This is a genomic window from Shewanella sp. SP2S2-4, from assembly GCF_031932025.1.
GTDB classification, from domain to species: Bacteria; Pseudomonadota; Gammaproteobacteria; order Enterobacterales; family Shewanellaceae; genus Shewanella; species Shewanella baltica.
Map to the genome: position 1 here is coordinate 1 of NZ_JAUOER010000008.1, position 17,581 is coordinate 17,581.

The 17,581-nt window shown below is 47.0% G+C and carries 14 protein-coding genes and 1 pseudogene; 6 read left to right on the forward strand and 9 right to left on the reverse strand.

Annotated features, from left to right (window positions below; genetic code table 11):
- Positions 1-244, reverse strand: a pseudogene (locus tag Q4Q54_RS08200) (hypothetical protein); the annotation flags it as partial.
- Positions 245-437: 193 nt separating this feature from the next.
- On the opposite strand from Q4Q54_RS08200, the gene Q4Q54_RS08205 reads away from it, so the two are divergent.
- Together Q4Q54_RS08205 and Q4Q54_RS08210 are read left to right on the forward strand one after the other, a co-directional pair.
- Positions 438-1,301 (forward strand): helix-turn-helix transcriptional regulator, encoded by an 864-nt coding sequence (locus Q4Q54_RS08205; RefSeq protein WP_259540976.1) that lies wholly within the window; start codon positions 438-440, stop codon positions 1,299-1,301.
- A 298-nt stretch (positions 1,302-1,599) separates the two neighbouring features.
- Positions 1,600-2,073 carry an NYN domain-containing protein gene (locus Q4Q54_RS08210; RefSeq protein WP_006082658.1) on the forward strand — a complete coding sequence of 158 codons (474 nt, stop codon included), beginning with the start codon at positions 1,600-1,602 and terminating at the stop codon, positions 2,071-2,073.
- Positions 2,074-2,152: 79 nt separating this feature from the next.
- Here Q4Q54_RS08210 and Q4Q54_RS08215 read toward each other — a convergent pair whose 3' ends face one another.
- The 6 genes from Q4Q54_RS08215 to Q4Q54_RS08240 form a co-directional block, all read right to left on the reverse strand.
- Complete coding sequence (locus Q4Q54_RS08215; RefSeq protein ID WP_311988181.1) at positions 2,153-2,629, reverse strand: group 1 truncated hemoglobin; 477 nt, start codon at positions 2,627-2,629, stop codon at positions 2,153-2,155.
- Entirely contained in the window at positions 2,626-3,495 is an 870-nt protein-coding gene (locus Q4Q54_RS08220; RefSeq protein ID WP_226059654.1) for a DUF3034 family protein, read from the reverse strand. The genes Q4Q54_RS08215 and Q4Q54_RS08220 overlap by 4 nt, the downstream gene beginning before the upstream one ends.
- A gap of 85 nt (positions 3,496-3,580) precedes the next feature.
- Positions 3,581-5,887, reverse strand: a complete 2,307-nt coding sequence (locus Q4Q54_RS08225) for an EAL domain-containing protein (RefSeq protein ID WP_311988182.1) — start codon at positions 5,885-5,887, stop codon at positions 3,581-3,583.
- Positions 5,877-6,554 (reverse strand): methylamine utilization protein, encoded by a 678-nt coding sequence (locus Q4Q54_RS08230; protein WP_311988183.1) that lies wholly within the window; start codon positions 6,552-6,554, stop codon positions 5,877-5,879. The genes Q4Q54_RS08225 and Q4Q54_RS08230 overlap by 11 nt, the downstream gene beginning before the upstream one ends.
- Before the next feature lie 582 nt (positions 6,555-7,136).
- The gene (locus tag Q4Q54_RS08235) at positions 7,137-10,295 is read right to left on the reverse strand and encodes a multidrug efflux RND transporter permease subunit (RefSeq protein ID WP_311988185.1); all 3,159 of its coding nucleotides are present in this window, start codon (positions 10,293-10,295) and stop codon (positions 7,137-7,139) included.
- 13 nt (positions 10,296-10,308) lie between these two features.
- Positions 10,309-11,547: an efflux RND transporter periplasmic adaptor subunit gene (locus tag Q4Q54_RS08240; protein ID WP_106651265.1), complete on the reverse strand. Its 1,239-nt coding sequence runs from the start codon at positions 11,545-11,547 to the stop codon at positions 10,309-10,311.
- 413 nt (positions 11,548-11,960) lie between these two features.
- On the opposite strand from Q4Q54_RS08240, the gene Q4Q54_RS08245 reads away from it, so the two are divergent.
- Entirely contained in the window at positions 11,961-12,584 is a 624-nt protein-coding gene (locus Q4Q54_RS08245; protein WP_259526967.1) for a TetR/AcrR family transcriptional regulator, read from the forward strand.
- Between the two features lie 107 nt (positions 12,585-12,691).
- Here the strand turns inward: Q4Q54_RS08245 and Q4Q54_RS08250 are convergent, their stop codons facing one another.
- Positions 12,692-13,579: a LysR family transcriptional regulator gene (locus tag Q4Q54_RS08250; protein WP_311988186.1), complete on the reverse strand. Its 888-nt coding sequence runs from the start codon at positions 13,577-13,579 to the stop codon at positions 12,692-12,694.
- A 90-nt stretch (positions 13,580-13,669) separates the two neighbouring features.
- On the opposite strand from Q4Q54_RS08250, the gene Q4Q54_RS08255 reads away from it, so the two are divergent.
- Both Q4Q54_RS08255 and Q4Q54_RS08260 read left to right on the forward strand, forming a co-directional pair.
- Complete coding sequence (locus tag Q4Q54_RS08255; RefSeq protein ID WP_220590881.1) at positions 13,670-14,104, forward strand: PACE efflux transporter; 435 nt, start codon at positions 13,670-13,672, stop codon at positions 14,102-14,104.
- A gap of 303 nt (positions 14,105-14,407) precedes the next feature.
- Positions 14,408-15,232, forward strand: a complete 825-nt coding sequence (locus Q4Q54_RS08260) for a transporter substrate-binding domain-containing protein (protein WP_311988187.1) — start codon at positions 14,408-14,410, stop codon at positions 15,230-15,232.
- Between the two features lie 3 nt (positions 15,233-15,235).
- Here Q4Q54_RS08260 and Q4Q54_RS08265 read toward each other — a convergent pair whose 3' ends face one another.
- Positions 15,236-16,126, reverse strand: coding sequence for a LysR family transcriptional regulator (locus Q4Q54_RS08265; protein WP_220777574.1), 891 nt, complete (start codon positions 16,124-16,126; stop codon positions 15,236-15,238).
- Positions 16,127-16,266: 140 nt separating this feature from the next.
- On the opposite strand from Q4Q54_RS08265, the gene Q4Q54_RS08270 reads away from it, so the two are divergent.
- Positions 16,267-17,523 carry an adenylosuccinate synthase gene (locus tag Q4Q54_RS08270; protein WP_106651270.1) on the forward strand — a complete coding sequence of 419 codons (1,257 nt, stop codon included), beginning with the start codon at positions 16,267-16,269 and terminating at the stop codon, positions 17,521-17,523.
- Positions 17,524-17,581 lie beyond the last annotated feature (58 nt).

Below are 17,581 nucleotides of genomic sequence, written 5' to 3' on the forward strand. Positions count from 1 at the left end.
GCAATGAACTCTTCTCAAAATCGCTATCGAATGTCTTGCAAACCGGATGGGTCCATATATGCTGCCTAAGCTTTACCGCTTGCAGCTTGTTAAAGGCAAAGCCGATGGCGAACATCAACAGGCTCGCTATCGCGAAGCGATAAAAAATCGAGACTTCCGTCGCCACCTCACCGTGCTGCCACTTAATGGCAATCCACGAAAAACCCCATACAAAAATCATCAGCAAATACATCACAGCAGCCATAATGAGCCCCCCTCACCTTCATAAAATACTTAATTAGGCGAACTATACAGCGATGGCTTTCGTCCTTATGTCACCATCTTGTGGGTCATAACACGATATTGCGGTTTTAATCGCGAGCGAACGTTGAGCCGCATTAATAAGTGCGATAATTTGGACAGACAAAACACTTAGCCAGTGAGATAACAAGGACCCCATGGAGCCCAAATACACCAGTTTTGATAAATCTGCTAAAACCTGTCTTCGCCAACAAGTGATTACGGAGGATTTATCTTGGGCCCATTATCAAAATGCGGGCGAGCGTTTGTATTACCAAAACGATACACAACACACGCTGAGCATGTATCTGGATGGCGGCTACGAAACCCACAGAACCGATATCAAAGCCGACTATGGTGCGCCCAGCAAGTTTTGCCTTATGCCCCAAGGCTGTCAAAGCCATTGGCAACTGGGACAACCGCAGCAGTTTATGCATTTGTATTTTAGCGATGAACATCTGAAGAAACTGGCGGTGCGAGTCTTTGATAAAGATCCACGCCAAGTGCGTTTACCTGAGCTGACCTTTGTCGATAATCCGAGGTTAGAGGCGCTATTTCGGCATCAAGTTGCCGGGCTCAATTGGCAGATCAGTGATAACCATCTAATGATGGAACAGGTAACCGACACTGTGCTGGTGACGTTACTACAAAGTTCCGGCTTTAATTTGTCGGTGGGGCCAATCAAGGGCGGGTTAGCACCTAAAGTGGCGAAAGCGATCAAAGAGTTTATTTATTGCCATTCACATCGGCAGATTTACTTGTCTGAACTGGCCGAGATTGCCCAGCTTAGCGAGTACCATTTTTGCCGCATGTTTAAATGCCAATTTGCGATGACGCCGCAGGAGTATTTGCTGCAAGTGCGCATCGAAAAGGTCAAACAAAGCTTGAGCCATTCAACGCAATCCTTGACCGATATAGCCCTCAATAATGGCTTCGCTAATCAAAGCCACATGGGCCGCTACTTTAAAAAACTCAGCGGCATGTCTCCGGGCGAATATCAAAAACATCATCAAGGCCGCTAAGGTACTCAAGCGATTTCCCTGCTCGATTCGATTCAATCCTGCGTTAATCTTTGCCCACAGCCTGAGTTAAGGCACGCTGGTTAAACTCGGCATTAAAGGGATTATTTTTCAGTGGTATAAGAAGCTGCAATATAGATGAATCAAACGGTTCATTGGCATTATGAGCGTAAAATGTAAGTACAGAGAACATGCTCGCACTGGAAATGACTCAGTAAAGTTCACACTTTCGCGCCTTTCAAAACCGCCACACCAGTCTGTGTTATAGTCATCCCTTAGCCGCTACTGACGTGAGTACTCTGTGAAGAAAATCGCTTTATTTGTGGATGTACAAAACATCTATTACACCTGCCGTGAAGCCTATGGCCGCCAATTTAATTACCGTAAATTATGGCAACACTTAGGTTACGAGGGGGACATAGCGTTGGCCGTAGCTTATGCCATCCACAAGGGGGACGATGGGCAGTTAAAATTCCAGGACGCGTTAAAGCACATAGGCTTTGAAGTGAAGTTAAAACCTTTCATTCAGCGCAGCGATGGCTCGGCCAAAGGCGACTGGGATGTGGGGATCACTATCGATATTATGGAAGCGGCGAGTGAAGTGGATACTGTGATCTTATTGTCTGGTGATGGCGATTTCGATTTATTGCTGCAAAAAATCCATCAAAAATATGGCGTTGAAACCCAAGTCTATGGCGTCCCTACCCTGACGGCTAAATCCTTAAGGGATGCAGCGTCTCAATTTCACCCCATCGATGAAGCGCTCTTGCTCTAGCGCAAATAAAAAATGCTGCTATCCATCACGACAGCAGCATCTGAAGTTCACTATTTTAGCCATCAAAGTTACAACACATCTAATGATAGGTAATGTCCGAATACATAGGTGCGAGACGTTTTAGGAGGGCATTGCGGGTCGATAATGGTATGTGTTGCTCCTTCATCGATTCAATTAAATGGCCCACTAAGGCATCAAAATCCGCCTGAGTAATATTCAACCCTTGATGACTCAGTGCCATATTTTCACCGTGATACACACAACCGCCATCAGCAACCAGACAAAAATGCTCAATGGCGCGCTCACGAAATAACGCAATATCCGTCTCTTGGAAGTGATGCACTATGCGTGGATCGGTTGCTATACGGGCAAGTAAGCCATCGACAATCGCCGATAAACCAGCTTCACCACCTAGCTCTTGGTATAAGGTTTGCTGGCTGGAGGTGTTTCTATTTGAGTTAACCTGTGGCGCCGATGTTTCAGCCGTTTGCACTGCGCAGCCAGTGAAAAAAACCAAAGCGGCGACAGGTAATAGCTTCAGCAATAAACGACTCATAGTGTTCCCTCCACCGACACATACCAACCTTGCTGATCGGCAAAACCCGCAATACTGCCTAAATTCGCATAAGCCGTGACCACGGAAAGATGCTTATTGATAAACCACGCTAAAAACACATCCTGCCAATCATCTTCACGGGCAAAAGCTAACTCATTGGGTTTCTGGCGATATTCGATACCCAGCGCCACATTATCCGTCAACAATACCGCCGCAGACGCTTCGAGCACAAACTGGTAATCATTACTGGCTTGGGTACCAAAACCCAATAAACCCGTTTGATTCGCCTTGGTCGCGCGCACGGTACCATTAAGTAATAAATTGCGCCCCGCCACCGCATCGAAAAAAACTTTGCTGGCCGCAATATACACATCTACCCCCCAATCATCCCGCGCCCCAACCGCCTGAGGAATCGCAAAGTCATCGACTCTTTTATACTGGGCACCTAAGGTGATTTGCGGCATAGCCGTATAAAGTAACTCGCCAGCAAGCTTGTATTTTACCCCAAAGATATCTTGGCCTAACTCGCCGCCCATAGTATCTAAATCAAAGGTTTGCCGCGCAACGCTGAGCTCGAATCGATTATCAAAACTCAAGGAAGCGCCAATCACTTTCAGCGTAAAGTCATCGACATAAACGCCTGTCGCCATCGCCGTAGCGGACCATTCATCGCTACTGCCATAACCGTTGATCACCGCCCACGGCACTATGCCACCGCCAGCACTGCCCTCAATCGTCGTCCCGCCGCCAGTCGCAACCACGCGGCTACCTTCGGCAAACGCAGGAACTGTGCCCAATAGTAAACACAGGCAAGGCAAAGCCTTCACATAATTCCAAGCTAATGAATTCAACTTCAATGCATTCATGGCAATGTTCACTCGCTACTCCGCTTTATTCTTTCGAAGACGTCTAATTTTAACGCCTTTTGTGCGCTTTCTTGGGTAAATTAACTTATGTGTCTGCGGGATTTGCATGGTTAAACGCTTCGAACCACAGATCAAATTCAGCCGCTTTTAAGGGTTTTGAAAACACATAGCCTTGGATGATGTCGCAATTGAGGTTACGCAGGATTTCAACGCCTTCTGGTTCTTCAACCCCTTCAGCCACGACGGTAAACCCTAGGCCGTGGATCAACTGAATGCTCGTGTTTACTATCATCACATCTTGGCTATTCGTGAGCATGTCTTTGATAAAACTACGATCAATTTTCACTTCATTGACGGGCAAAATTTTCAAATAAGCTAAGGATGAATGCCCTGTGCCAAAGTCATCGATGGCGACCGACACGCCCATGTCACGGAATCGCTGCAATACGCTCACCACTGTCTGTGCATCTTTCATCACAGCGCCTTCGGTGACTTCGATGCAGAGTGCGCCGCTTGGCAGATTATTATCTTTTAATAAACTAGCAATTTGATTCGGCAAACGAGTATCGACTAAATCATGGGCCGACAGGTTAATGGCCAGTTTTAGCAGCATACCCCGCTGCTGCCATGCGACTAATTGTTTAATCGCCTGCTGCAACACCCATTGGCTGACGATATCAATGTTGCCAGAGTTTTCAGCGAGTTGAATAAACTCATCGGGCGGAATAAACCCTAAGGTCGGATGCTGCCAGCGGATCAGTGCCTCGGCACCCGTACACTGATTTAAGTGTAAATCCACCTTAGGTTGAAACACGAGATAGAGTTGGTTTTGCGCCAAACCTATAGGCAAATCACGGATAATAGTCAGCTCACGCTGATACTTTTCATCGGCGCCCTGACGATAACTGACAATACGTTGCTCTTCGAGACAGGCTTGATTGAGGGCAATTTCGGCGCGGCGTACTAACACATCGATATCGGCACCATTGCCATCGATTTCAAGTAATCCCGCCCGTACGGTAAGAGAGATATTTGAGCCTTGGATTGGAAATGGCGACTCCAACATATCCAATGATTTCAGCAAGTGCTCGGGACGAATACCTTGGCTATACAGGAGTAAAAATGAGTCGCCGTCTAATCGCGCGAGTAAATCTGGAGTGGGGGCTAATTGCTCTAAACGGCGGGCAAAAAGCACCAATAAGGTATCGGCGTTAGCAAAACCGATAATGTCGTTGATATGGCGAAAATGTTTAATATCCAGCAATACCATAGCGCCTGCTAGCTCATGTTTAAGATCCGCTAAATGCTGTTTTGCCGCAAAACGATTGAGCAATCCCGTCAAACTGTCGTGGCGGGATTGATAGACTAAATCCTTTTCCCGCGCTTCAATATCGTCGCGCATCAAGGACAAACTTTTAGCCAACACCCGCAGTTCTGCTGGCGCACCTTGAATACTGCCAGGCTGCTTACCTTGACCAATTTTACGGGCATAAGTTACCAGTTGATGCACAGGCTCAGTCAAACTGCCCGACAACCAAATCGCAATCACAATCGCCAGCGCTAAGGTCAAGGCAAAAATCAGCAACATATTATTGCGTAGATGCTGATAACTTTGCTGCCACTTGAGGTTTGACTGATGCAGTAGGGCTAATTGGCTGCCGTTATGATCATAAAGTTTGATCGCCATGGACAGATAATCCACGGGAATGTTCTCACTGGGCATTTTCAGTAGGCTGGGGAATAGGCTCGCTTGCTCTACCACACTGCGTTTTTCATCGTCGGATAAGGTTGACGCGATTTCGGTACGACCCGTGGCTTGATTGACAAAGCTCACATCGATACCGGTAATGGCTTTAGCTTGTTGGGCGACTTTCTCATCCAATAGGAACCCCATTCCGACCCAAGCAATCAAGGTCGGCGCCTTCACGGGCTGCAACACAAACTGATAGCTAGCATGATCAAAATTAAGGATAGCTAAAGCATTGTTATTGCTGGTGGTCATATCGAATAAGGATTGAATGTCATCCTGAGTGAGTCCGGGTAGACTCGAGGTCAACAGCTCTCCTTTTGGAGACAACAATACTGCAGCGTCGGCGCCGATACGAGAGCCGTGATTAGATAACACTGACTCAATGGTTTCTTGCTCGCCGGTGGCAATCGCGCGCTTAAAACCAAAATCGGCACTGAGCACGGACAAACTTTGGCTGAGCTGAATACCGCGATTAGAAAGGACTTCGAGAAACACATTGGCACCAATATCGAGGCTTTTCTGTTGCTGTAAAAAGTTGTCCCTTTCGGTCGCCGTCAATACGGAAAATGCCGTGGCAAACTGCACTAGAGTCAGCACAATAAAGAAAACTAAAATCAGCCGTGCGCGAAAACTATTTAGCATGTAATGGCTTGCCTTGAGCATCGTAGTGGCCAAATCCCGACGGAGGGGCTGACGGTTTAGCTTGGCGCTCAATGTCTAAGGACAAACTGAGTTGATTCGCGCCAGTGGTTAGCATTAGCTCAGTCGGCTCGGAGGCCGCCTTCTGCCATGGATGCCAGAGTTTGACTTTATATTGACCGGCCGCAAGATCCTTAAACAGGATCTCACCTTTTTCGTCCGTCACCGCAACAATGGGGCTATCCGCCACATAGATAAATGCCTGCATATAATCGTGAATATTGCAGCCAAGTGCGACTAAGCCGGGTTTATCGAACAGGATCGGCGCTTCGGCTTGACCCACATACAATTTAAGTTCGAAAGGTTTCGCCTCGGAAAAGGAATACACATGGTGACGAGTGCGATCTAGGTTAGGAAAATCCACCTTGGCGCCCTTAGGGACTGCCAACACAAAAGGGATAAAGGTTCGATTTTTTTGTGACATTTCATAATGTCCAACAGGCATAGCCTTATCGGGCATCACTGCTGGGATCAACTCCACGACAGTATCGGCAATCGCCTGCTGCTGTAGATCCACCAGCTTAATATTGAGCTCAGCGGCCATGACTTGAGGCGTCAGAGAGGCAGAAACACTCAGAACTAGAGCAAATAAAGCGCGATTTAAGATCATCAGTTACCTCGGGCATAGTGATGCAAGGTCAACAAGTACCTTAGCTGAGTACGGCGTAAAACAAACTATTTTTATTCGTCTAGCATTGTACATCACTAATATATCGAATATTCCATTGGAACCTATAGAAGAGCGCCAAAACAGTAATCATTCTAATCGTCCAACTGCCATTACGCACGAAAGTGACCACAAATAATGGATAAACAACATCATACACACATTTAAAGCACGGATAACCACAAGCGTTTAAATCGACTATGGCGCTTACTGAGATCAAATATCACTGCGAGCTCATTGGCTGAATAAAACAGTTGAATCTAGTCAACATAGGCCTGCCATGCATAATAAGCAATATAACTAACACACTGATCTGGCAAATGACTTTGTGTTGTTCATCGGCAATTAAAACAAGCCCATATGCTTCTGGCTCTATCCATCTTTGACTGTAACTTTGCCGGCAATCTAATCTCAACTTATCCCAACTAAAGATAGTCAGGTTTCATATTTTTCGCCGTGAACACACAAAAAAGGCCTACTTTATGTAGGCCTTTTGTACACATTTATCCATCGCGGGAAACAAGCTTAACTGACGGTTAGCTCTTTTTGCTCTTCGGCTTTTTTACTGCCTCGCTTTGCCAGTGCGTAGTAGAACAATGGCGTTAGGATAAGACCAAACACAGTCACCCCAATCATACCGGCGAATACTGCTACGCCCATGGCTTGACGCATCTCGGCGCCAGCGCCAGTGGAGAACACCATAGGCACGACTCCCATAATAAAGGCGATAGATGTCATCAAGATAGGACGTAAACGTAATCTTGCGGCCTCTAATATCGCATCCATAGGTGCCATACCGTGATCTTGTTTCTCCTTGGCGAACTCGACAATCAAGATAGCGTTCTTAGTCGCGAGTCCCACCAGCACTATCAGGCCAATTTGGGTGAAGATATTGTTGTCGCCACCGTAAATTAACACTCCACTGAGGGCTGAGAGCAAGGTCATTGGAATGATTAAGATAATCGCCAATGGCAAGCTTAAGCTCTCATACTGGGCTGCGAGCACCATGAACACCAGCAAGATCACCAGCGGGAAGACTAACAAGCCCGTATTGCCTGCTAAGATTTGCTGATAGGTCAACTCAGTCCACTCGTAGGTCATACCATTTGGCAGCGTCTCGGCGAGGATTTTCTCAATCGCTGCCTGCGCTTGGCCGGTACTCACACCTGCTGCTGGGCCACCGTTGATTTCAGCGGTCGTAAAGCCGTTATAGTGCATCACTCTGTCTGGGCCTGAGCTTTGGCTGACGTTGATGAACGACCCTAGCGGGATCATGTCACCATTCAGATTCGGCACCTTCAGCTGACTTATCTGCTGCGGGCTTTGACGGAACGCCTCATCGGCTTGCATATTCACCTGATAGGTTCGACCGAAACGATTGAAATCGTTGACATAGGTCGAGCCCATATAGGTTTGTAATGTCTGGAAGATTTGATCGAGCGACACTGCCTGCTGTTTCGCTTTAGTTCGATCAATATCCAGTTCAAGTTGAGGCACGTTCACCTGATAGCTAGAGAAAATTCCGGCTAATTGAGGATCGGCCCACGCCTTGTACATCACTTGTTGGGTCACCTGATACAAGGCCTCATAACCAAGGTTGGCTCTGTCTTGAATTTGCAGACGGAACCCTCCTATAGTGCCGAGGCCTTGCACAGGTGGCGGCGGGAAGATGGCAATAAATGCGTCTTGAATACCAGCAAACTCTTGATTCAATTGCCCAGCAATGGCATTCGCCGACAGCTCTGGACTCTTACGCAATTCAAAATCATCAAGCGCGACAAACACCACGCCTGAGTTAGGACTATTAGTAAAACCGTTGATGCTAAGGCCTGGGAAGGCAATCGAGTGCGCCACACCCGGGTGATTAAGCGCAATCTCAGACATCTTTTTGATCACGGTATCGGTGCGTTCAAGGGACGCCGCATCGGGCAACTGGGCAAAGGCCACTAAATACTGTTTATCTTGCCCCGGCACATAACCCGTTGGTGTATGAGCAAATTGCACACCCGTTAGCGCGACCATGCCTAAATACACTAGGCCGATAATGCCGCCAAAACGGATAACTTTACGCACTAAGTAACCATAGCCATCGGAGGCACGGCTAAATAAACGGTTAAAAGGCGTGAACAACCAAGCACCGAACAACTTGTCCATTAGACGAGTTAAACCATCCTTTGGCGCATCATGGCTCTTGAGTAATAACGCCGATAACGCTGGGCTCAAAGTCAGTGAGTTAATCGCCGAGATAAAGGTCGAGATTGTAATAGTTAAAGCAAACTGTTTATAAAACTGCCCAGTTAAGCCACTCATAAACGCCGTCGGAATAAACACCGCCGCCAGCACTAAGGTGGTTGCCACAATTGGGCCTGTCACTTCTTTCATCGCCTTTTGCGTTGCCGTAACAGGGTTTAAGCCAGCGGCAATATTACGCTCGACGTTTTCAACCACGACTATGGCATCATCCACCACAATGCCGATGGCGAGTACCAGCCCGAATAACGACAAGGCGTTAAGTGAGAAGCCGAGCAGATGCATAAAGGCAAAGGTACCAACTAACGATACAGGCACAGCCACCAGCGGAATAATCGAGGCGCGCCAGGTTTGCAAAAACAGCACTACCACTAACACCACCAACAACACGGCTTCGAGCAAGGTTTTGATCACAGCCTCAATCGAGCCACGCACGAAGACGGTTGGATCGTATACGATTTCGTATTCGAGTCCTTCAGGGAAAGACTGTGACAATTCCGCCATTTTGGCGCGCACATCATCGGAAATCTGAATCGCATTCGACCCCGATGCTTGGAACACTGGGATCGCCACGGCATCTTTATTATCCAGCAGTGAGCGCAGCGCATAACTGGTCGCACCTAGCTCGATACGAGCCACATCCTTCAGACGATTCACTTCACCGTTTTGGCCAACTTTGACAATGATATCTTCAAATTCAGACAGTTCAGTTAAACGGCCTTTCACGTTAATTAAGAGTTGGAAGTCAGCATTGCCACTGGGCTGAGCACCTAAACTGCCCGCTGCCGCCTGTTGGTTTTGCTCGCGCACGGCGGCAATAATGTCCGCTGGCGATAAACCCAGCGCCGAGACTTTATTCGGGTCAAGCCAAATACGCAGGCTGTATTCCCCCGCGCCAAACAAGCGTACCGCGCCCACACCCTTGATACGTGCTAACTCATCTTTTACGTTGAGCGCCGCATAGTTAGACAAATACAGCATGTCATAACGGTTATCTGGCGACAGCAAATGCACCACCATGGTTAAGTCTGGCGATGATTTCTCAGTCACAATCCCGAGGCGTTGAACCTCCTGTGGCAAACGTGGCATAGCGCGATCGACACGGCTCTGTACTTGGTTTTGCGCCCTGTCTACATCTGTGCCAATCGCAAAGGTGATGGTCAAGGTCATGCGCCCATCTGATGTCGCCTGCGATGACATATACAGCATGTCTTCGACGCCGTTAATTTCCTGCTCCAGCGGCGAGGCCACGGTTTCGGCAATCACTTTAGGATTAGCGCCTGGGTAGTTAGCGGTCACCACGACTGTGGGCGGCACAACTTCAGGGTATTCAGTGATCGGCAACTGCCAAACGGCAATCGCCCCTGTGATAAAAAACAGCAGTGAGAGTACGGCTGCAAATATTGGTCTTTTAATGAAAAACTGCGACAACATGGTGTTCTATTCCTTAACCGCGGCTAGCCGTTTCGACCGCTTGCGCCGTCAAAGTATCTTGGTTTTTATCGAGCAATAACTGGGCTTGGCGTAATGCTTCAAGCTTGTCGCTGTCAACCATTTCAACCATATGCGGATCAATTTGCATCTTAGGCCGCACACGCTGCATACCGTTGACGACAATCTTGTCTTCGGCTTCTAAACCTTGAGTGACTATACGCAGCCCTTGGACTTTCTCGCCTAAGGTCACGCCGCGATATTCGACTAAACCATCGGCACCGACGACCAACACAAACTTATTGTTCAGATCTGTGCCAACGGCTTTATCGTCAATCAAGATACCTTCATAAGCGCCGCTGCCTGCGGTGCGAAGGCGGGCAAATAAGCCAGGCAATAAGCTATTGTCTTCATTGTCAAAGGTGGCTCTCACGCGAATGGTGCCGGTTTGCTTATCCATCGCATTATCCACAAAGTCCACCATGCCGATATGCTGATAATCACGCTCATTGGCTAAGGCCATGTACACAGGATTGTCGCCTGCGCGGGGATCGTTGCGTTTCTTCTCGGCCGTTAATTTCACGTATTTAAGGTAGGTTTGCTCATCCACATCAAAATAGGCATACATGCTGGCGGTAGAGACTAAGCTGGTCAGCACACTCTGCCCTGCGGTGACATAGTTACCCGCAGTGACGTTGGCGTAGGACACGCGGCCATCAATCGGCGCTTGTACTTGGGTATAAGCTAAATCAAGCTCGGCGCGCATCAGCGCCGCTTTCACCGAAGCCACTGCTGCCGCGGTCTGACGTTTGTTCGACTCACGGGTATCGAGTAACTCGGCGGATACCGCTTTTTGGTCAAACAATTTATGGGCTCGTTCGAAGTCATTGGTGGCCAGTTGCTCAGCAGAGAGTGCGCTAGCAAGATCTGCTTTTAACCGGGCCACTTCCGCTTCAAAAACACTGGGATCGATGCGGAATAACACCTCGCCTTTTTTCACTAAGGCGCCTTCTTTAAAATTCACTGAGTCAATATATCCAGATACACGTGGGATAAGGGTGACACTTTCTGGCGCCTGTAAACGGCCGGTAAACTCGTCCCATTCGGTCACTCGCTCATGTAATACTTGGGCGACATCCACCATAGGCGCACTTGGTGCTGGTCCCTGCTGCGCTGTTTGCTCACCACAAGCTGACAGAACGAAAGCGGCCACAGCCGTTAACATCATTATTCGTAAGGGTTTATTGCTCTTCATATTACTATCCTCAAAGTGGCGGGCATGTCACGCTGTTCGAACCACACACATTTAAATACCGACTGGTAAAAAATATTATGTACTGGACGGTAATATATAGCGTAAAATGACTCTGTCAACAAATTTATGTACCGATTGGTATTAAATTAAAAGCGCGCACTGACCTTTACTTTGCAATGCGCCCTTAGGCGGAAAGCCACAAGTTTGATCTTCAAAGCATTTTTATGAATATTGAGGCGAACGCTGACTGACACGGATTGAATGCTGAACTTAGGTGACAGCTTGAATGACTAAGTAACCTGAGCTCGGGATAAGTAGACAAATCCCCTTAGTCGGTCATCAGTCAGCAAGTGTGGCTGGACATGGACTAAACCCATGTCTATCCTAGGGGCAACTGAGAATTGAGGAGCCTAATGATGTCAACCGTCACCCAGACGCCCTGTGTAGGTCGCCCACGTGCCTTCGACACTGACGATGCATTAGCCAAAGCCTTAGAAGTCTTCTGGCGCAAAGGTTTTGAAGGTACATCGTTAACCGATTTAACCCAAGCTATGGGCATTAATAAGCCAAGCCTTTATGCCGCCTTCGGCAATAAAGAGCAGTTATTTCTCAAAGCGATAGAATTATATGAACAACGCCCCTGTGCGTTTTTCTATCCCGCACTTGAGCAGAAAACCGCCTATCTGGTGGTCGAGTCGATGCTGCTCGGGGCCGCGAGCTCTTTTGTGGATAAAAGCCATCCGCAGGGATGTTTGATTGTTCAAGGGGCATTAACCTGCAGTGAAGCAGGGCAAGCGATTAAAGATACCTTGATTAATCGTCGCCGCGACGGTGAAATCGCCCTGTGCGAACGACTGCAACGCGCCAAAGATGAAGGGGATTTGCCCTATGACGCCGATCCCTTGCTGCTTGCCCGTTATGTCGGCACTGTATTGCAAGGCATGGCGGTACAAGCAACCAGTGGGATTTGTCCGGATGAATTGCGCAAAGTGGCCGAGCTAGTGCTGGCTAACTTTCCGCGCAATGATGAGTCCTGAACCATAAATCCTAATGCATAAATCCTGATGTGCACAAACAATAACCCCAGTCGAGTCCTCACTTACTGGGGTTTTATTTATGCTTTGCTTTATTTCTGCCCAGCCATTTACTTCTGCACAACCAAGAGTTCTCTAAACAGTTGTCTGAGTCGTTTCAATAATGGCAGGCTGCTTTTATCTTGATGCTGGATCACATCGACGTTTGCATACCAGCCTATCTGCTCAAATTCTATGGGGACCCGAGTTAAGTTACCCGATGAAACTGAGCTGGATGCCATATGCTCTGGCAACAGACACCAACCATGGCCCTGTAATGCGAGCTCCAATAACACATAATAGTTATCGGCATACCAAACATCAGGACTGAACGCCTGCTGAAAACTGCTGGTTTTAGTATTACGTGAGCGGATGCATAATTGTCGATACAGTCGCAATGAGTCCATGTTCGGTGCAACTGATTTCGCTAAGGGATGCGAACTCGCCACATAAAGATCGAATTTAATCACACCAATACTCTCAAAATCTATACTACTTGGCATAGATAATTCGCTAAAAATCAGTCCTGTAGATGCTCTTCCAGAATGTACCATGTCGATAATATCTATACTTGAGGCACTGAGAAACTCGAGTTCGATGTTAGGGAAATCACTTTCTAACAACTGAATAATTTCCGATATTCTCTGTATAGGAATGCCTTCATCCATCGCAAGGCACACTTCTGAAGATTGACGACTAAAAAGCGATAAGGCGGTATGTTTAAGTCTTCTATGTTGAAGAATCGTCGCTCTTGCGTAGGGCAGTAATTTACTGCCTTCGGCCGTTAATACCGGATAACGACCCGAACGGTCAAATAACTCAACTCCACAGTCAATTTCAAGATTCATCACATGCTGGCTAATCACGGACTGTGCTTTCTTAAGTTGCCTTGCGGCATTCGAAAATGAACCAGATTCTACGGTTTCCATAAAGGCTTCGAGTTGTTCGAGACTAAACATATCGCTTTTACCGATACTATCTAACTATTAGTTATCCCTATACTAGATAAAATTATGGCCATAGTCACATTGAATGAATGGGAAATAGCCATGAAAACGACAGAACGTATCTTTAACGCCTTACTCTTTGAAGCGATTGCACTCGCGATTATTATCCCGGTTTCTGCCCTCATATCAGGCAAGGGAACCAGTGAGCTTGTCATAGTCGGTATCGCTTTGAGTCTTTATACCGTGGTATGGAACTACTTCTACAACCTAGGATTCGACAGAGTATTTGGGGCAAATCGAGAGCAACGCACTTTAAAAACCCGAATACTGCATACCTTTGGATTTGAAGGGGGACTTATTTTCATTAGCATACCGACCATCGCTTGGTTTTTACAGATAGGCTGGTTGGCAGCCATGGGCTTAGAAGCGGTTTTTTTGATCTTTTTCTTCTTCTACAGCACCCTATTCCATTGGTGCTATGACAAGTATCAGCCCTATAAGACTTGGTTTACTATGCCAGCCACTAAGGTCAAATAGCATTGCTAACATCAACACACATCACCATCAAACGAACCTCACTAAGCACGTTAGCGGTTCGTTTGATGACAGTTTTGAGGTTTATCGATTTTATTTTATTCTATTCTATTTAACAGAATCCTAAGTCAATTCATTCGTTACCCAGCGCAAAATCTCACTTAAAAGCGGAGAATGGAGGTTGCTGAAATACCCTATAAACTTCACAAAAGTACTAACTATCTGTAATTAATATTCAAATCATTAGTCTAGATATAATTCTTTATGCTATAAAAGCCATATATTAAGCAGGGAGATGGAAGCAAAATGCGTGTAGGGAACAGAGTGAAGCTCAGGATGCAGCAGGCATTAAATTTGCCATCAGCATTGATACTTAGCATCGTTTTATTACTCGCATCCATGGCTTATAACATGGCATTCGCCCAAGAAAGCAATGCCGTGCCCGCAGAATCCCAACCTCAGACGATAACTTTAGCTGCAGAAGACAGTTGGCCGCCCTTTGCCAATCAGTTTGGCCAAGGTATTTCCCACCGTTTAATTCAAGCCGCCTTTAAGCAGTCGCATATTGAAGTAAATAGCTTAGTCGTGCCCTATTCTCGTGCCTTGATGATGGCAGAAAAAGGCGCAGTAGACGGGGTATTTAATGTCACCCGCGAGATCAGCACCGAGCAACGTTTTATCTTTGGCAAAACCCCACTACTTGTTGCTACCGCATCATTTTATCAAAAGAAACAAAAACCTATATTGGCTGACAACAAATGGGCACTACCAAAAGGCGCGGTTATTGGAGTAATTAAAAGCTATGAGTATGGCGATGAGTTTCCCAAATTAGTCAAACAGCAACAGCTCAATATCGTCACCGTCGCTAATCAGCAGCAATTAATTAATTTATTGTTGATTGGACGCATAGATGCCGCCTTAATGTTCGATTTAGTCGCGAAAGAAAACCTGAAAAAAATGGGCGTAGATGATGACGTCATTCCTGTATTTGCTAACCATAGCAGCGATATTTTTTTAGCCTTCTCGAAGGAAAATCCACAGGCGCAGACCTTAGCGACCCAACTCGATGCGGGCTTATCACAGCTAAAAGCCACAGGCCAATACGAAAAATTACTCTTAGTCGCTGACTAATCCCTATCGCTGCGAGCGAATGATCTCTTGATTCACCCAATATAATAGCTGCTTGATGGCCTTAGACAGGATCTGATTCTGGCGCACAATATAGCCCAAACTGGTTGTGGGGAATTGCGGCAAAGGGGTGACTTTAGTGGTCAAATTAGCCTTAGTATAAACCGAAAACTCCGGCACTATCGCCACCCCAAATCCCGCCTCGGCCCAATCGATTTGCGCGTCAACACTGCCCACCTCCATAATTCTGTAATTCGGCAAGTTCAGCGACGGCAGTGCGGGATCGAGCAATTCGCGAGTTCGCGTATCGTGACCCAGTAGAATTAACGTCGGTTGCTCGGCTAAGGGCGTATCCACAGAAGGCGTTGCCTGTTGCCATTGTTGTAAATTGTCCCCGATTGCACACCATTTAATCTGTTGTAGTTCAGTAAAATGCAGTGGCTGACTCTCCTTTTGCGCGATCACAAACCCTAAATCCGCCTCGGCATTGGTCACTAACTCAGAAGCTTGGGATGAGGTAGTATTGAGCAGCGAGAAATCAATCCCAGGGAACTCCGCCTTAAAGAGCTGAAACGGCTGGATCAACAATAACCGCGAGATAATGTCGCTGGCGGCGATGGTCAAGGTACCCTGACTAAGGTCGTTAATCGCATTGAGATCCGCCTGACAGATTTGTAGCTCCATCAAAGTCTTTTGACTCGTCTCCAACAGACGAAACCCTGCCTGCGTTAATCGAAAGGGATTACGATCAATCAACTTGACCCGAGTGCTTTGCTCTAACTGCTTAATATGCAAGCTAACATTGGGCTGCGTCATGTGCAGCGCCGTGGCCGCTTTGCCAAAATGCTTATGTTCAGCCAAAGTCACAAAAGTCTTTAACCAATTTATATCGAGCATAAAACCCCCTATTGCAGAGTATTAGCGTTAATTATCACCAATGATATATGAAATCCTTATTGAGATGATAACCATAATTAATTTCTCTTATTCAAATGACGGGTCTAGCATAGCGTCTTAATCAATGTGGAGATGATGTTATGCCGTCTATCGTGGTTGTGGGTGCAAATTGGGGTGATGAAGGCAAAGGCCGCATCGTAGATTATTTAGCCGCGGATGCCGCTGCCAGTATTCGCTTTCAAGGCGGTAACAACGCCGGACATACCGTAGTCAACGACTATGGCACCTTTAAATTACATCAATTACCGAGTGGCATTTTCAACCCTAACTGCATTGCAGTATTGGGCCCTGGCATGGTGATCAGCCCAGAAAAGCTCAGCGTTGAAATTGCTGAAGTACAAGCAACAGGTGTTGAAGTCAAATTATGCATTTCTGACCGTGCGACCCTGTGCTTACCTTTGCATGCATTAGAAGATACCTTAGAAGAACAACGTCTTGGCGATTTAGCCTATGGTTCAACCCGTCAAGGGATTGCACCTGCCTATGGTGATCGCGTGATGAAAAAAGGCATTTTAGTCGGTTGGTTAAACCAACCTGAAGTGCTGCAAGAACGTATTCAATTTATGCTCGACTGGAAAATGCCACAATTAAAGGCACTTTATCCAAGCTGTGATTTTAATCAAACTGCCGCTGAAATGACTGCATGGTTATTAGAAGTGACTGCGCCATGGCGTCCATTTATTTGCAATGTGACTGAGCCATTAAAAGCATTACAAAAACAAGATGCAAGCTTACTGTTTGAAGCGCAATTAGGTGCTGGCCGCGACTTAGTGTACGGCGAATACCCTTACACCACCTCATCAAACGTGACTGCGGCTTACGCAGGTATCGGTAGTGGTTTACCTGCGCTACGCCCAGAGCGCGTAATTGCGGTAGCGAAAGCCTTTAGCTCATCAGTAGGTACAGGCACGTTAGTGACGGCAATGGAAGAGCAAGACGCGTTCCGTGAAAACGCCAACGAGTTTGGTGCAACCACAGGCCGTCCACGTGACATGGGTTACTTTGACGCTGTTGCCACCCGTAATGGTGTTGAGCTGCAAGCGGCAACTGAAATTGCCCTGACTAAGATTGATTGCCTATCAGGCATGAAAGATCTGAAAATATGTGTTGCCTATGAAGGTGAGCACACTGAGAACCCAATTTGGCCACAAACTGCCGCGTTGAGCCCAGTGTATGAGCAAATGCCAAGCTGGAGCGAAGATATTACCGGTTGTCGCACCTTCGAGAGCCTGCCAGTGGCCGCACAACACTATGTTGAACGTATTGAAGCCCTAATGGGTGTGCGCGTTAGCATGGTTTCTGTTGGACCTGAGCGCGATCAAATGATCATCCGCTAGTCGCGAAGTTTACCCTACAAAAAAGCCATATTCGCTTCGGTGAATATGGCTTTTTACT

Bases quoted from the DNA above. Each gene is read 5' to 3' on its own strand.
- Q4Q54_RS08205 (WP_259540976.1), top strand. From the start codon at position 438: ATGGAGCCCAAATACACCAGTTTTGATAAATCTGCTAAAACCTGTCTT.
- Q4Q54_RS08215 (WP_311988181.1), bottom strand. From the start codon at position 2,629: ATGAGTCGTTTATTGCTGAAGCTATTACCTGTCGCCGCTTTGGTTTTT.
- Q4Q54_RS08220 (WP_226059654.1), bottom strand. From the start codon at position 3,495: ATGAATGCATTGAAGTTGAATTCATTAGCTTGGAATTATGTGAAGGCT.
- Q4Q54_RS08225 (WP_311988182.1), bottom strand. From the start codon at position 5,887: ATGCTAAATAGTTTTCGCGCACGGCTGATTTTAGTTTTCTTTATTGTG.
- Q4Q54_RS08230 (WP_311988183.1), bottom strand. From the start codon at position 6,554: ATGATCTTAAATCGCGCTTTATTTGCTCTAGTTCTGAGTGTTTCTGCC.
- Q4Q54_RS08235 (WP_311988185.1), bottom strand. From the start codon at position 10,295: ATGTTGTCGCAGTTTTTCATTAAAAGACCAATATTTGCAGCCGTACTC.
- Q4Q54_RS08240 (WP_106651265.1), bottom strand. From the start codon at position 11,547: ATGAAGAGCAATAAACCCTTACGAATAATGATGTTAACGGCTGTGGCC.
- Q4Q54_RS08245 (WP_259526967.1), top strand. From the start codon at position 11,961: ATGATGTCAACCGTCACCCAGACGCCCTGTGTAGGTCGCCCACGTGCC.
- Q4Q54_RS08250 (WP_311988186.1), bottom strand. From the start codon at position 13,579: ATGTTTAGTCTCGAACAACTCGAAGCCTTTATGGAAACCGTAGAATCT.
- Q4Q54_RS08255 (WP_220590881.1), top strand. From the start codon at position 13,670: ATGAAAACGACAGAACGTATCTTTAACGCCTTACTCTTTGAAGCGATT.
- Q4Q54_RS08260 (WP_311988187.1), top strand. From the start codon at position 14,408: ATGCGTGTAGGGAACAGAGTGAAGCTCAGGATGCAGCAGGCATTAAAT.
- Q4Q54_RS08265 (WP_220777574.1), bottom strand. From the start codon at position 16,126: ATGCTCGATATAAATTGGTTAAAGACTTTTGTGACTTTGGCTGAACAT.
- Q4Q54_RS08270 (WP_106651270.1), top strand. From the start codon at position 16,267: ATGCCGTCTATCGTGGTTGTGGGTGCAAATTGGGGTGATGAAGGCAAA.